We start from the raw sequence: 14,693 nt of genomic DNA, 5'->3' as shown, positions 1-14,693 counted from the left end.
TTAATTTCTTCGGCCACCGTTGCTTCTGTGTTAAATATTTTCATGCGAGATAATTTAGAAGCGCAAAACTATGGAAACTTTTTTTAATTCCAAAGTTTCCTAATTAAAATTTTTATTTCTTCAGCAATGCTGATTTCTTGTGTATGTTGTATTTCCATGTTACAAAAAGAAGGTTTAAACAAGTAATTATGAAGATATTGTCGGTGAATGGCGTATTTATTTAGGTGAACTTAATTTTTAGAGCGATGTATTAATTACACGTCATTTACAAAAGCCAATTTAAACATCAGATAGTCGGGGTTTAAATTTACATTTTTATACATTTGTGCTTTATATTTAGCCATGCCTACACTACAAGAAAATATCTCCTTAAAGCCCTACAATACTTTTGGCGTTGAAGCTAAAGCCAAATACTTTGTTGAAGCGAAATGCGAAAATGATTTGCTAGAGATTTTTAAAACCGATGCTGCAAAAGCAGAAAAATTATTAGTGCTTGGCGGTGGGAGTAATATGCTGTTTACCGAAAATTTTAATGGTTTAGTTTTAAAGGTTAGTATAGGTGGCATAACTTACACAACACAGGGCGATGATGTTTTATTGACTGCCGGAGCCGGCGTTATTTGGAATGATTTGGTAAATTATTGCGTAGCACACGGATTTGCAGGAATGGAAAATCTTTCGCTTATACCAGGCACAGTTGGTGCATCGCCTATACAAAACATTGGCGCTTACGGTGTAGAGCTTAAAGATATATTTACATCATGCACAGCTTTTGAGATTGCTACAGGTAATATAAAAACATTTAATTATGATGAATGTAAGTTTGGTTATAGAGATAGTATTTTTAAGAATAAGCAGAAAGGCAAGTATATTATAACCAGCGTTACTTTTCATTTAAGTAAAACTGCCAATTTAAAAACTCATTACGGTGCAATTACAACCGAGCTTATAGCAAGAGGAATTGACAAACCAACAATTGAGGATATCTCTAAAGTTGTATCGGCTATTAGGGTAAGCAAATTGCCAGACCCAAAAACGATTGGTAACGCTGGTAGTTTTTTTAAAAACCCTATTATTTCGCAAAGCGATTTCAATACATTGTCTGCAAATTATCCTGATGTAGTAAATTTTCCTGTTGGCAATAACGAAGTAAAACTAGCCGCTGGTTGGCTTATTGAACAATGCGGCTTTAAAGGAATTGTGGTTGGTGAAACAGGCACTTGGAAAAATCAGGCCTTAGTTTTAGTTAATCATGGTAACGCTACTGGACACGAAGTGTATAATTTTTCAGAACAGATTATAAAAACAGTGCGTGCCAAATTTAACGTAACCTTAGAACGAGAGGTAAACATTTTGTAACAATGCCCTTTTTGCTTAATATGCTAAGGTTTTTCGTTTAAATAAAATTCAAAATTACTTTTGGTATCATAGTTGTATGTGTTGTAACAAATAAACGAACAGTTTGCTTGAACCATTAACAGCGCTGTTTCCTTTTTAAAACTTAAACTAAAAATTATGACACAGCTACAATTTAACCACCAATTGCATGATTATTCTGGCTCATTACAGTCATTCGCTTTAAATTTTACTAAAGATGTTGAAGATGCTAATGATTTGGTACAAGACACCATGCTAAAAGCGGTTACTTATTACAGCAAGTTTAAAGAAGGTACAAACTTAAAAGGATGGTTATTTACCATTATGCGCAATACGTTTATCAACAACTATCGTCGTATGGTAAAAACAAATACATTAATTACGCAAAGCGAAGATATTTCATCGGCCAACTTACACTATAGCGCAACTAGAAACGATGTAGAAAGTAAATTTGTAATGGGCGATATTCACAAAGCATTGGCAACGTTGCAACCTGAATATTATGTACCGTTTATGAAATATTTCGAAGGATTTAAATATCACGAAATTGCTGAAGAATTAAATATACCGATTGGAACCGTTAAAACACGTATACATGTTGCACGTGGTATACTAAAAAAATATTTGAGAACCTATTCTAAAGACCTTACATCTACCGAGTCTTAAAAATTCAATACTCAACATATATCTATCAAAACCCTTCGATTATTATCGAGGGGTTTTTTTGTTGTAATGCAATGTCAAAACCCTATTTTTGACAAAATTAATTAAATGAATAATACCTTTTTATATCTAGATTTATTTTTGCTCTTCATTCCATTACTACTTTCTTTAGATCGCAAAGCAAAGGTTTTGAATAGTTTAAAGTCGATGTTAATAGCCTCATTATTGGTAATGCTAGTGTTTTCTGAAGTGGCCATTTTTTTAACTGGTGTTAAGGCTTGGAATTTTAATGAGTCATGTATTATTGGTGTTGATTATAGGGGTTTGCCATTAGAAGCCTACTTGTTTTTGTTTTTATTCAGCTTTGCTGGATTAGGAATTTATAATTATCTTAATTCAAGATTTCCAAAAAACGAGCTTCAGAAATACGCACTGGCTGTTAGTCATGCTTTAATGGGTGTTTGCATAGCGATGTTATTTTTTGCCTACACTAAATGGTTTCCGCTGATCACTTTTGCTTTTTTAATGATGTTGCTAATTGGTGTAGAATACATTAATACGCTGAGGTTTATGTATAAATTTTATAGGGCTTATGTATTTGCTTTAATCCCATTTTTTGTTTGTTACGTGGTGATTTGCAGCTTCCCAATCATAACCTATGATGCTAAAGAAAGCCTAGACTTTAGTTTGGCTACTATCCCTTTTGAAAATTATTTTTTAATGATGGGAACTTTGTTATTGGGAGTTTATTTTATGGAAGTGCTGAATAGAAAATTTGCTAAATAATGGATTTGCCTTTATATACCAAACAACAACTGGCGCTTAGAAACGGACAAGATAAGCCGCAAATTTGGGTAGCCTATAAGGGATTAATTTATGATGTATCTGAAAGCAGGCTTTGGAAAAATGGCAAACATTATGAGCATTGGGCCGGACAAGATTTAACTGATGAATTGCCAGATGCGCCACATACCGAGACTGTTTTTGAGAAGTTTGAAAAAGTGGGTGTTTTGCAGGTAGCAATTATTTAACCACATAGACACATGGTTGATAGCCAGTTCTAAGTCGTGGTCTGTGGCACAAAGAACACAAACTTAGCATTTATAAGTTTGCTGTTGATGATTAAGCCATCTGCACTATGCTGTGTTTGTTAATTGCAAAGGCTTAACAAAAATAGCCCCGGTTGCAGCGGCACCGTAGGTACAGCGGAAAACGGGACTATCTTTAAATAGTAGCACTATAATTGCGCTTTTAAAAAAATTATTGCTTAATCTCGAAGCTACTTAAACTTACAAATTGTTGTAAACGAGCGGCAATCGCTTCTTTGTCTAATTCTAATAAACGTTCGGTGCCAAATTTCTCTACACAGAATGATGCCAATGCAGAGCCATAAATTAACGCGTTTTTCATATTGTTAAAGTTTATGGTACCCACTTGTGCCAAGTAACCAATAAAACCGCCTGCAAATGTGTCGCCTGCGCCAGTTGGGTCAAATACATCTGCTAATGGTAGGGCAGGAGCTGAGAAAATTTTATCTTCATGGAATAACAAGGCGCCGTGTTCTCCTTTTTTAATGATTAAATATTTTGGACCCATGGTTAAGATTTTGTTTGCCGCTTTTACCAAAGAATACTCACCAGATAACTGACGAGCCTCTGAATCGTTAATGGTTAATACATCAACTAGTTTAATGGTTTCTAGGAGGTCGTCCATCATAATATCCATCCAAAAGTTCATGGTATCTAAAACGATTAGTTTTGGGCGATTTTTAAGCCTCTCTATAACCGTACGCTGAATTTGAGGGGTAAGGTTACCTAACATCAAATACTCGCAATCTTGGTAGCTTTCTGGTATAATAGGGTCAAAATGCTCTAGTACATTTAATTCAGTTACCAATGTATCACGACTATTCATGTCGTTATGATATTTACCGCTCCAAAAAAATGATTTTTCGCCTTGTTTAATTTGTAAACCTTCGGTATCTACTCCATGGTTTTCGAGCAGAGCGATGTCTTCTTTTTTAAAATCATCACCAACAACAGCAACAATTTTTGTCTTATTGTAGAAGTAAGAAGCAGCTAAACTAGCGTAAGTTGCGGCCCCACCCACTATTTTATCGGTTTTTCCGAAGGGAGTTTCAATAGCATCGAATGCTACAGTACCTATGATTATCAGGCTCATATGAATTAAGTTGAATTTTTTTTAAAATATTTTGCTACAAATATTGCATAAATAATTTAAAAGCCCTAATATTGCATTCCCAAAACGAACAAGGGTTTATGTTTAAAACATAACATCTAGAAGCGTTTTAGGAATAACCAGTACTCCTTCTTAGCTCAGCTGGTTAGAGCATCTGACTGTTAATCAGAGGGTCGCTGGTTCGAGCCCAGCAGAGGGAGCCAATTTCAAGAACAAGCCTTACCATGCCCGGTAAGGCTTTCTTGTTTTTAAAGGGTTCCATTATTAATTTAAACGAAAGTTATATCAAGTCTAAACACTAAAACTTGTTGGTTGTTAAAACAATTACCTAACTTTAAATCGATATGAAAAAAATAAAATTGCTAGTTCTATTCTTAGTTGTATTTATTAATGTAAATGCACAAACTAAAGGTGCTTTTTACAACGATATTCAAAGGTTTAAAAAGCAAGATAGCATTCAGTTTCCACCCAAAAACGCAGTGTTATTTATCGGAAGTTCAACATTTACAAATTGGAAAGATGCGCAAAATTATTTCCCAAATCATGTAATTCTTAATCGTGGTTTTGGTGGTTCATCGCTGCCAAATGTAATTAACTATGTTGGAGATATCGTTTACCCATATCAGCCAAAGCAAATAGTTATCTATTGCGGTGAAAATGATTTTATGACTGATGGAACTACAGCAGATATGGTGGTGGTAAGAGCTAAAAAATTAATTGACACCATTAGATTTAAATACCCGAAAGTTCCCATTGCCTATATTTCAATTAAGCCAAGTCCATCTAGAGAAAAATATTGGCCATTAATGATTGAAGCCAATGCTGAAATTAAGGAAATGCTGAAAGGAATTAGACGAACAAAATTTATAAATACTTACGACGCTATGTTTAATGCTGATGGTACAATTATGAAAGAAATTTTTCTCTCAGATAATTTACACATGAATGCAAAGGGGTACACCATTTGGCAAAAAATTATGGAGCCTTACTTAAAATAATGCTAATTTTTTATTTACAGCTAAACTTAAATATCAAACTTAATTCTTAAGGTCTCGCTGTTTGATCTGCTTGAAGTAACTCTCGTTTCTGTAGCGTTATTGAGCACAAAAATTAAAGCTCCGTTAAAACCTTTTCTAATTTCCTTAATGTATTCTGTATTAATGATATCGCTGCGATGAATTCTTAAAAATTCTTCTGGCAGTTTTTCTTCTAATGTAGTAAGGGTGAAATCGGTTAGGTGTTTTTTGCCATCCACTGTGTGTAAAAAAACATATTTATCTTCTGCCTGAATATGTACAATATCTACAAGTTTAATGAGTAAGATTTTATCGCCAATTTTAACTGTTAAGGTTTTGATGTGTTTTTTACCGTTTATTTGGCGTATTAATTCTTCTAAAGGTACCTGAGTAGTTGTAGCTAAATTTGTTTCCTTTAATTTTTTAATGGTTTTATCTAGTCTTTCAAGCTCAATAGGTTTTAACAAATAATCAATTGATCCTTCTTCAAAAGCTTTAATGGCATATTGATCATAAGCTGTAGTAAACACAACTTTTGGTTGATGTTTCAATTTTGCTAACATCTCAAAACCGTTTAAAATTGGCATTTCGATGTCTAAAAAAATTAAATGAGGTTGTAGCTGCTCAATCAAAGTTAAACCCTCAGCGCCATTCTCTGCCTCACCAATAATTTCAATTTCATCATATTCTTTTAGTAAGCGCTTAATTCGTTGTCTTGCTAATTGTTCATCGTCTATTACAATGGTTTTCCACATAGTGATTTAAATAAAAGGGAGTGTTATTTTAATGTGCTTTACAGGGTTATTGTTGAGTTGTAAGTCGTAATTTTCTTTATAAAGCAGCTGAAGTTTATCATAAGTACTTTGTAAACCATAGCCAGCAATCAATTCTTCGGGAAAAGGATAGCCATTGTCAAACATTAAAATTTCAATATTTTGATCATTACTGGCAATAGACAATTTTAGCAAGCCATTTTCTACGCTATCTTTTAGTCCGTGTTTAAGTGCATTTTCTACCAAAGGTTGCAATAAAAATCTTGGTATTTTATCAGCTAGTAGTTTTGCATCTACATCTATTTCAAAATTAATCCTATTGCCAAATCTTACCTTTTCTATATCTAAATAGGCATTAAGTATTTCTAGCTCTTCCTTAATGGTCGATAGGTTTTCTGCCAATGTATTAATGCTATATCTAAAAAGTTTAGAAAGTTTAAGGGTCATATCTTCTGCCTTATTAGCATCTTCATGTATTAAACTTGCTATAGAATTTAGTGCATTATATAAAAAATGAGGGTTTATTTTAGCCTGCAACGCCTGTAATTCAGCCTCCGTTTTAAGTTGATTTAGCTTAACCAAATCCATCTCTTTAGCCTTTAGCGTGGTTTCTGCATTTACACGCTGAAAATTGTAAAGTAATATTAGTGTGCCAATAATCAATGAAATGAAGGTAGAAAACTTATAATCGTTAATGTGGTTTAGCAAGCTGTATTTAAAATCAAACAGAAAAGAAACAATAAGATAAGAAAGTTCTATACCTATAAACAAACCGATTAAAGTGCAGAGGTAGTAAAGTAAAATAAACTTCCAAAAGCTAATTTTTGCAGTATTAAAATACTTTTGAGTTAATGCCACAATATTTGCAATACTAATGGTAATAAAAAAGCTAAAAAGTATGTTAAGTAACGCGTTTTTGAGTTGAAAACCGCTGGGATTAAGTAAGCTAAAAAAAGAACTCAAAACCATGCCCACAATAATTCCTACTGTGCCATACTTTATATTAGTGCGTAATAATCCGCCTTCTTTAAATAATAGTTTTTCTGCCTTCATCGTAATATAAGCTCAATTTACCAAAATTTATTATTCAGCAAAGCTGATTTATAATTGCTTTAACAATTCTTCAACTTTATTTTTGCCCCAGTTTGGTTGTAAGTTTTTGGCAGTGTATTTTTCAAATTTTGATTTTGCAGTTTCAAGCACCACTTTTGCTTGCTCTTTATCTCCGCCAAACATAGCTGGAACGTAAAATAAACTAACACCTTTTAATAAATACGAACGAGGGTTTTCTGGGTTTAAGGCAATGGCTTTTTCAAATAAAGAATTGGCTTCAGGAATCATGTTCATAGCTCTTTGCTGAGGATAAACCGACATCTGCATAAATATAATGTAACCCTTTAAAGTAGTTATTTCGCTGTTGTTAATGTTTAATGAGTCAGCTTTTTTAATAAACATTAGCGCTTTGTTAAACAATTCGTCTTTTTCTTCTTGATCTTTTTTACCAATACCCAATAACAAATTACTGTAAGCTGCATAATATTGAGCTTCCCAATTGGTAGATTTTACAGCTATTTTTTCAAAGTGAGCAACTACTTGTTGATTAGTTTTTTCGGTTTTCATGGTATCTAAAATGTTAATACCATTTTTTATATCACTTGTGAAGTCTGATTGTGCCCTTACAAATGCTACTGAAAATAGAAGTGCTGCAATAAATGTTAATGTTTTCATCTTTTTAAATATTTAGGTTGTTTGTTTAATTGATTAATCAAATTTGCAAACACATACCTAGCTTTAGAAGCAAAACAAGATGAGTTGTATTAAAATTAAGATGAATGGTAGTAAATTCAGTTTGGGCTTTTAGTGTCCAAATAATTTGCCTGTAGTTAAGTGGTAGTTTGAGGAATTTTTATGCCTGTTAAGATACAGGTTGTTGTAACGGATGTTTTATTTTTGGTGATATATGCCTCTTTACCCAATTTGCGAAGCATACGATAATGAGATGCCAATGCTGTAAAAAATGTTGGGCTTTCGATATAAGGTAAATTGAATTCTAATGCCGTTTCTTTAACTATTTTACCGATTGCGGGATAATGAATATGACAAATTTTAGGAAACAGATGGTGCTCAACTTGTCGATTTAAACCTCCGCATAAAAAAGCTGCAATTTTACTGTTTACGGCAAAGTTTGCGGTGGTCATCATTTGATGTGCAGCCCAAGCTTCTTCAATATTTCCTTCCTCATTTAATTCTGGGAAACTTGTTCCTTCTACAACATGGGCCAATTGAAATACCAATCCTAAAACTAAACCTTGCGCAAATTGCATGGCTAAAAAGCCAATTATAAATTGCCACCATGTTACATCAATTACTATTAGTGGTAAAATGATAAACAAAAAGTAATAAAGAAATTTAAAAAAGAACAGGTTAAAATATTCAATTTTAGGGTGATTGGCAACTTGAGAGCCAATTTTAGTCTGAAAAAACTTCTTGTAATCTTTCCTAAAAACCCATGATAACATGGCCAAACTATATAATCCAAACGCATAAATATGTTGATAGCGCTGTACTTTATTTACAGGTTCATCTTCAGAAAATCTTATTAAACCCGGAGCTACATCAATATCTTCATCATGCCCAGAAATATTGGTATAAGTGTGGTGTACGATGTTATGGCAAATGCTCCAAACATAAGCGCTTGCGCCAATTAGGCTAAATAAAAAACTAAATACTTTATTTACTTTTTGATTGGCTGAAAATGCTTTGTGTATGGCGTCATGGCAAATGTTAAACCCTACAAAAGCCCCAAACATGCCTAATACAATTGCCATGGCCAGCTTTAAATAAACATTTAAATCGCCAAGTAAAATGCTTAAATACAAAGCAATAAATGTTCCTAAAAAGAAAACAGCTTTAAACCACATCGCATTATTTGCATGTACACTTAATTGCTTTTCTTCAAAATATCCATCAACACGTTTGCGAAGTGTGGCGTAAAATGTAGATTTATTTAGGTTTGTAAACTTTACTTTTTTAGACATATATTGCTTTAGAGATAGGTAGGGCAGTTTAATTATATTAGCTAATGTAGGTTAATTAAAATAGTAATTACTACAATTGTCATTTTAATTTCACAACCATAATAAAACCTACGCAAATTTTATCTCTGTAGATGTTTTGGAATATCACCATAATGGTAAAAGTTCAAAATTAGCGGCAAAAAAAAATATTATTTTTTATATTTTAAATAGCAGATATTGAGTATTTTTGAGAACCAAATATATTTCCAAATGAAAAAGATATCCTATTTTTTTGTTTTTATCACATTGCTTTCACTTTTTTCTTGTAAAAAATCGGGAACGTTCCCGAAAGAAGAGCCAGCCCCTGTTCCGCCTACTACACCAACAGTCCCTACTTATCCTCTGCCAACTGGAGCTAAAGATGGAGTTACTTTTATTAACGGAGGCACGTCTGCAATAGTTACGCTATTTGCACCATCTAAAAACTCTGTTTATTTGTTAGGCGATTTTAATAATTGGCAGTCTATGCCAGCTTATCAAATGAAATTAGCTCCTGATGGAAATACATGGTGGGTTCAAATTGATAATTTAAATCCCAATACCGAATATGCTTATCAATTTTTGGTAAATGATGTGCTAAAAGTTGCTGACCCTTATTGCGAAAAAGTTTTAGATCCTGATAATGATAGTTATATCACTGCAGCTGTATATCCTAATTTAAAAGCTTATCCAACTGGTAAAACAACAGGTAATGTGAGCGTAATGCAAGCCAATCAGCCAATTTACTCATGGAGAAATAACAGTTTCTCCAGACCAGGCAAAGATAATTTAGTGATTTACGAATTGCTTATCCGTGATTTTACTACTGAACATACTTATGCATCCACCTTACAAAAGCTAGATTATTTGATAAGCTTGGGCATTAACGCCATCGAATTAATGCCAGTAACCGAATTTGAAGGAAATTTAAGTTGGGGGTATAATGTTTCGTATTATTTTGCTCCTGACAAATATTACGGAACCAAAAACGCCTTGCAAAACTTTATCGATGAGTGTCATGGTAAAGGAATAGCGGTTATCATGGATATGGTTTTTAACCATTCATTTGGGCAATCGCCAATGGTGCAATTATATTGGGATGGAAATAAACCAACTTCTAATAGTCCGTGGTATAACGTAGATGCAAAACACCCTTATAATGTAGGTTTCGATTTTAATCACGAAAGCCCAGCAACCAAATACTTTGTAAAAGCGGCCATTAAACATTGGATGCAACAATATAAAATAGATGGTTTTAGGTTCGATTTATCAAAAGGGTTTACACAAAATTTTACCACTGGCGATGGGCCTTTTGCGGCTTACGATGCAAGTAGAGTTGCCATTTGGAAAGATTATAACAATTTCATCAAGAGCATCGACCCTAATTTTTATGTTATTTTAGAGCACTTTGCTGATGCGAGTGAGGAGAAGGTTTTGGCTGATGATGGTATGATGTTTTGGGCAAATATAAATCACAACATGAATGAGGCTACTATGGGTTGGCTTTCTGACTCTGATTTTTCATGGGGATTTTTTAACAAACATAATTTCGCCAAATCAGAAAATCTAATTGCTTATATCGAAAGTCATGACGAAGAACGTTTAACTTATAAAAACATCAACTTTGGTAACGCATTTGGCGGATATAATGTTAAAGATTTAACAACTGCATTAAAAAGAAACGAAATGGCTGCTGCGTTTATGTTTGCCATTCCTGGGCCTAAAATGATTTGGCAGTTTGGAGAGGTTGGCTACGATTACAGCATTAATTTTAATGGCAGAACTGGCGATAAGCCAATCAAATGGGATTATTATAATGATGCGAAGCGTAAGGCTTTATATGATGCTTATGCGAAATTTATCAATTTAAAAAAGAAAAACCCGATTTTTTCTAGTCCAACTTTCACCTACAGTACAACAGGTGCAATAAAGCATATCAAATTAACAAATGGTACAAACACGGTAATTGTTGTTGGTAATTTCGATGTGGTTAATCAAACTGCAAATATAGATTTTGGTTCAAACGGTACTTGGATAAATGCTAGCGGAGGTACTAATATTAATTTAGGAAGTACTACTTTTACAGCTACGCTTGCACCAGGAGAATACCATATTTATAGCAAGCAGGCGCTAAATTAAACTCATGCAAAAAACCATATTAATTTCGGTAATTTTCTTACTCATATTTTCAAAGTTAAGCGCTCAAGATACCACTCAACTGGTTATAAAAAATAGGCTTAATAGTATTGAACAGCAAGAAAAACCTTATGTAATCCTAATATCTTTAGATGGTTTTAGATGGGATTTAGCAGACAAGTTTAATGCAAAAAACTTAATTAAATTAAGAGAAGTGGGAGTGAAGGCTGATTATTTAAAACCTTCATTTCCATCTTTAACTTTTCCTAACCATTACAGCATTGTAACTGGTTTGTATCCTTCGCATCATGGAGTAGTAAACAACATTTTTTACGATAAAACCCGTGATGTTGTTTTTAAAAGGTCAGATCGAAAAATGGCAGTGGATAGCTCTTGGTACAACGGAAAACCACTGTGGGTTTTAGCCGAAGAGCAAAAAATGTTAAGTGCTATATTTTATTGGCCTGGATCAGAAATATCGATGAATGGTATTAAACCAACGTATTTATTTAATTATAGCGAAATTATCCCGCTAGAAAGAAGAATAAATGTGGTTAAAGATTGGCTTAATTTACCCTCAGAGAAAAGACCACATTTTATCGCACTTTATTTTCCGCAAGTTGATAAGGCTGCTCACGCAAACAACCCAGATTCTGAAGAAACGAGATCAGCTGTAAAAGTTTTAGATGATGCTATTGGTAAATTGGTAGAAGTTGCAGATCGAAGCAAATTGGCCATCAATTTTATTGTTTTATCAGATCACGGCATGACAACAGTGGATAGAGAAAATACCATTTCATTGCCCAAAGCTATTGATGTAAATAAGTTTATAGTGCCGCCCGGCAATGCACTTTTAAATGTATATGCCAAAGATCCAAAAGATGTAAAACCAACTTACAAGGCATTAAAGTCTGAAGCAAAAGATTACAACGTTTACTTGAGTAAAAATATTCCAAAAGCTTGGCATTACAACAAAAAGAATGATACCTACGATCGAGTTGGCGATATTATCTTGGTGCCACAGTTGCCTAAAGTTTTTAATATCAATAACAACAAGCCCGAAGCTGGGCAACATGGCTTTGATCCATCTATTAATGATATGCATGCCACCTTTTATGCTTGGGGTCCAAACTTTAAATCAGGATTGAAAATACCAGCATTCGAAAACGTAAATGTTTATCCGTTAATAGCTAAAATTTTAGGTTTAAATTTTACACATCAAATTGATGGTAAAGAGAAGGTTTTGAAGCAAGTTTTAAGGTAATATCACCCTTTTGGTGTCAAAGCTTATCAATCATTTGAAGTAAAATTTAGATAAACGCTCTTAATTGATTTGCAGATTATGTTTTCTTTTCGTATAGCTTAACATCAATCCACACTAACAGAACCAACCCCCTAGTAACATTTTCGTGTTCCTTATCAAATATGAAATTCTATTTGGATATTTAGCCAACCAAACAAATATTCGAAATGAAGAAAATATTTACCTCAACATTAATTGCTTTAAGTTTTGTAAGCATCACATTTGCACAACAACGTTCGCAAAGTGGCCAAGCTCAAAATAGTCAACGTTCAACAGCACAACCAACTGCTACTCCAGTAAAAGAAGAAACAAAAATAAATTCCAATATTGCATCAAGAACTATCGTTCCAGAAAGTTCGGTCATCACTAATCATACCGTAACCATTAGAGGTAAAGCGGTGCCATACAAAGCAACAACAGGTACTTTGCCAGTTTGGGATGAAGAAGGAAAGCCTATTGCAGGCCTTTTCTACACCTATTACGAAAGAACAGATGTAAGCAACAAAGAAAGCAGACCATTGGTAATTTCCTTTAACGGCGGCCCAGGTTCTGCTTCAGTTTGGATGCATATTGCCTATACAGGCCCAGTAGTTTTAAATATTGATGACGAAGGTTACCCAATACAGCCTTATGGTTATAAAGACAACAACACTTCAATTTTAGATGTGGCCGATATCGTTTACATTGATCCTGTAAATACAGGTTACTCTCGTGCTACCAGTAAAGATGTACCAACCAATAAATTTTTCGGTGTACGTGCAGATATTAGGTATCTGGCAGAGTGGATTAATACTTTCGTAACTCGCAACAATCGTTGGGCATCTCCAAAATATTTAATAGGCGAAAGTTATGGAACCACACGTGTGTCTGGCTTGGCTTTAGAGCTCCAAAGTAACCATTGGATGTACCTAAATGGCGTAATTTTAGTTTCGCCGACGGAATTAGGTATAGAAAGAGGAACTGTGATGGATGCGGCCTTGCGTTTGCCTTATTTTGCAGCTACAGCATGGTATCATAAAATGCTGCCTGCTGATTTGCAGAGTAAAAAACTAACAGATATGTTGCCAGAGGTAGAGAAATTTACGGTTGATGAATTGATACCTGCAATTGCAAAAGGCGGCTTTTTGCCAATGGCCGATAAGCAGAAAATTGCCGCTCGAATGGCAAAATATTCGGGGATTTCAGAAAAGGTAATTTTACAAAATAATTTAGATGTTTCTACAAACCTATTTTGGAAAGAATTATTGAGAGATAAAGGTTTTACAGTTGGCAGGTTAGATAGTAGATATAAAGGTATTGATAGATCTGCATCCGGCAGTAGTCCAGATTATAATGCAGAATTAACCTCGTGGTTGCACTCGTTTACGCCAGCCATAAACATGTACTTGCGCAACGCCTTAAACTACAAAACAGATTTAAAGTATAACATGTTTGGCCCGGTAAACCCGTGGGATAGAACTGGCGACAATAGCGGTGAAAATTTAAGAGCAGCCATGGCGCAAAATCCATATTTGCATGTTTTAGTGCAGTCTGGTTATTACGATGGTGCTTGCGATTATTTTAACGCCAAATATAACATGTGGCAAATGGATCCGAGTGGTAAGTTGCAAGATAGAATGAGTTGGGAAGGCTATGAAAGTGGTCATATGATGTATTTACGTAAGCCAGATTTGAAATTAGGGAACGATCACATCAGAGATTTTATTGAAAAATCACTACCAAAAGCAGGTGTGCCGGCAAAGTTTTAGGAAGCTAATATACTTTGACAAACTTAATTAGCAACTGCAAAACTTAGTTTGTAATAGTTAAAGAAGACACCATCAAAATATATAAGGGCGATTAGAATTTTCTAGTCGCTTTTTTTGTAGCGCAAAGGTTTTGCTATGGTTAAAGTTTGCACCTGCTTTTTGCTGCAATTCCCGATGAAAAAATCGGGATATTTCCGCGTCAATCAGGGCTAAATAACTTAGGTCGGTGCAAATTAAACCTCTCATAGTAGCCAATGCCGTTGTAAAATAAACCTGATAGTAGTGAGCATGTAGTCCCGACCTTTAGGTTGGGACGAAATAAAACGAATAGCAGGACTAAATTTTCAATTGAAAAAACTGCCGCTGCTTTTCAAATAAAATGCTCAATTTGATAATTACTGCGAATTTATTATCTTTCGTGA

The 14,693-nt window shown here is 34.1% G+C and carries 13 protein-coding genes and 1 tRNA gene; 9 read left to right on the top strand and 5 right to left on the bottom strand.

Features of this window, described 5'->3' with window-relative positions; genetic code table 11:
• Nucleotides 1-342 precede the first annotated feature (342 nt).
• From murB to AC07XU_RS02065, 4 genes are all read left to right on the top strand, one after another.
• Nucleotides 343-1,359, top strand: coding sequence for a UDP-N-acetylmuramate dehydrogenase (gene murB / locus AC07XU_RS02080; RefSeq protein WP_494941959.1), 1,017 nt, complete (start codon nucleotides 343-345; stop codon nucleotides 1,357-1,359).
• A 156-nt stretch (nucleotides 1,360-1,515) separates the two neighbouring features.
• Nucleotides 1,516-2,043 (top strand): RNA polymerase sigma factor, encoded by a 528-nt coding sequence (locus AC07XU_RS02075; RefSeq protein ID WP_494941958.1) that lies wholly within the window; start codon nucleotides 1,516-1,518, stop codon nucleotides 2,041-2,043.
• A gap of 105 nt (nucleotides 2,044-2,148) precedes the next feature.
• On the top strand, nucleotides 2,149-2,826 hold the full coding sequence (locus AC07XU_RS02070) for a lycopene cyclase domain-containing protein (protein WP_494941957.1): 678 nt from the start codon (nucleotides 2,149-2,151) through the stop codon (nucleotides 2,824-2,826).
• Complete coding sequence (locus AC07XU_RS02065; RefSeq protein WP_494941956.1) at nucleotides 2,826-3,071, top strand: cytochrome b5 domain-containing protein; 246 nt, start codon at nucleotides 2,826-2,828, stop codon at nucleotides 3,069-3,071. Before AC07XU_RS02070 ends, AC07XU_RS02065 begins: the two co-directional genes overlap by 1 nt.
• A 229-nt stretch (nucleotides 3,072-3,300) precedes the next feature.
• On the opposite strand, the gene AC07XU_RS02060 is transcribed toward AC07XU_RS02065, so the two are convergent.
• Nucleotides 3,301-4,221, bottom strand: coding sequence for a PfkB family carbohydrate kinase (locus tag AC07XU_RS02060; protein WP_494941955.1), 921 nt, complete (start codon nucleotides 4,219-4,221; stop codon nucleotides 3,301-3,303).
• Between the two features lie 144 nt (nucleotides 4,222-4,365).
• Between AC07XU_RS02060 and AC07XU_RS02055 the strand changes: the two genes are divergently transcribed.
• Together AC07XU_RS02055 and AC07XU_RS02050 are read left to right on the top strand one after the other, a co-directional pair.
• Nucleotides 4,366-4,442: transfer RNA gene (locus AC07XU_RS02055), tRNA-Asn, on the top strand.
• A gap of 141 nt (nucleotides 4,443-4,583) precedes the next feature.
• Nucleotides 4,584-5,237, top strand: a complete 654-nt coding sequence (locus AC07XU_RS02050) for a GDSL-type esterase/lipase family protein (protein ID WP_494941954.1) — start codon at nucleotides 4,584-4,586, stop codon at nucleotides 5,235-5,237.
• Nucleotides 5,238-5,263: 26 nt separating this feature from the next.
• Here AC07XU_RS02050 and AC07XU_RS02045 read toward each other — a convergent pair whose 3' ends face one another.
• From AC07XU_RS02045 to AC07XU_RS02030, 4 genes are all read right to left on the bottom strand, one after another.
• Nucleotides 5,264-6,010 (bottom strand): LytR/AlgR family response regulator transcription factor, encoded by a 747-nt coding sequence (locus AC07XU_RS02045; RefSeq protein ID WP_494941953.1) that lies wholly within the window; start codon nucleotides 6,008-6,010, stop codon nucleotides 5,264-5,266.
• A 6-nt stretch (nucleotides 6,011-6,016) separates the two neighbouring features.
• Nucleotides 6,017-7,081: a sensor histidine kinase gene (locus tag AC07XU_RS02040; RefSeq protein ID WP_494941952.1), complete on the bottom strand. Its 1,065-nt coding sequence runs from the start codon at nucleotides 7,079-7,081 to the stop codon at nucleotides 6,017-6,019.
• A gap of 48 nt (nucleotides 7,082-7,129) precedes the next feature.
• Nucleotides 7,130-7,756 (bottom strand): tetratricopeptide repeat protein, encoded by a 627-nt coding sequence (locus AC07XU_RS02035; RefSeq protein ID WP_494941951.1) that lies wholly within the window; start codon nucleotides 7,754-7,756, stop codon nucleotides 7,130-7,132.
• Between the two features lie 155 nt (nucleotides 7,757-7,911).
• Nucleotides 7,912-9,066: a fatty acid desaturase family protein gene (locus tag AC07XU_RS02030; RefSeq protein ID WP_494941950.1), complete on the bottom strand. Its 1,155-nt coding sequence runs from the start codon at nucleotides 9,064-9,066 to the stop codon at nucleotides 7,912-7,914.
• Between the two features lie 249 nt (nucleotides 9,067-9,315).
• On the opposite strand from AC07XU_RS02030, the gene AC07XU_RS02025 reads away from it, so the two are divergent.
• From AC07XU_RS02025 to AC07XU_RS02015, 3 genes are all read left to right on the top strand, one after another.
• Nucleotides 9,316-11,223: an alpha-amylase family glycosyl hydrolase gene (locus AC07XU_RS02025; RefSeq protein WP_494941949.1), complete on the top strand. Its 1,908-nt coding sequence runs from the start codon at nucleotides 9,316-9,318 to the stop codon at nucleotides 11,221-11,223.
• A 4-nt stretch (nucleotides 11,224-11,227) separates the two neighbouring features.
• Nucleotides 11,228-12,484, top strand: coding sequence for an alkaline phosphatase family protein (locus AC07XU_RS02020; protein ID WP_494941948.1), 1,257 nt, complete (start codon nucleotides 11,228-11,230; stop codon nucleotides 12,482-12,484).
• 206 nt (nucleotides 12,485-12,690) lie between these two features.
• Nucleotides 12,691-14,271, top strand: coding sequence for a S10 family peptidase (locus AC07XU_RS02015; RefSeq protein ID WP_494941947.1), 1,581 nt, complete (start codon nucleotides 12,691-12,693; stop codon nucleotides 14,269-14,271).
• Nucleotides 14,272-14,693: the final 422 nt, after the last annotated feature.

It is taken from the genome of Pedobacter sp. GW456-11-11-14-TSB4, assembly GCF_059424425.1.
The sequence above is the reverse complement of the archived record's forward strand: the minus strand, read 5'-3'. Positions and strand labels throughout refer to the sequence as shown.

Excerpts from the sequence above, each read along its gene's own strand:
- murB (WP_494941959.1), top strand. The coding sequence starts at position 343 with ATGCCTACACTACAAGAAAATATCTCCTTAAAGCCCTACAATACTTTT.
- AC07XU_RS02075 (WP_494941958.1), top strand. The coding sequence starts at position 1,516 with ATGACACAGCTACAATTTAACCACCAATTGCATGATTATTCTGGCTCA.
- AC07XU_RS02070 (WP_494941957.1), top strand. The coding sequence starts at position 2,149 with ATGAATAATACCTTTTTATATCTAGATTTATTTTTGCTCTTCATTCCA.
- AC07XU_RS02065 (WP_494941956.1), top strand. The coding sequence starts at position 2,826 with ATGGATTTGCCTTTATATACCAAACAACAACTGGCGCTTAGAAACGGA.
- AC07XU_RS02060 (WP_494941955.1), bottom strand. The coding sequence starts at position 4,221 with ATGAGCCTGATAATCATAGGTACTGTAGCATTCGATGCTATTGAAACT.
- AC07XU_RS02050 (WP_494941954.1), top strand. The coding sequence starts at position 4,584 with ATGAAAAAAATAAAATTGCTAGTTCTATTCTTAGTTGTATTTATTAAT.
- AC07XU_RS02045 (WP_494941953.1), bottom strand. The coding sequence starts at position 6,010 with ATGTGGAAAACCATTGTAATAGACGATGAACAATTAGCAAGACAACGA.
- AC07XU_RS02040 (WP_494941952.1), bottom strand. The coding sequence starts at position 7,081 with ATGAAGGCAGAAAAACTATTATTTAAAGAAGGCGGATTATTACGCACT.
- AC07XU_RS02035 (WP_494941951.1), bottom strand. The coding sequence starts at position 7,756 with ATGAAAACATTAACATTTATTGCAGCACTTCTATTTTCAGTAGCATTT.
- AC07XU_RS02030 (WP_494941950.1), bottom strand. The coding sequence starts at position 9,066 with ATGTCTAAAAAAGTAAAGTTTACAAACCTAAATAAATCTACATTTTAC.
- AC07XU_RS02025 (WP_494941949.1), top strand. The coding sequence starts at position 9,316 with ATGAAAAAGATATCCTATTTTTTTGTTTTTATCACATTGCTTTCACTT.
- AC07XU_RS02020 (WP_494941948.1), top strand. The coding sequence starts at position 11,228 with ATGCAAAAAACCATATTAATTTCGGTAATTTTCTTACTCATATTTTCA.
- AC07XU_RS02015 (WP_494941947.1), top strand. The coding sequence starts at position 12,691 with ATGAAGAAAATATTTACCTCAACATTAATTGCTTTAAGTTTTGTAAGC.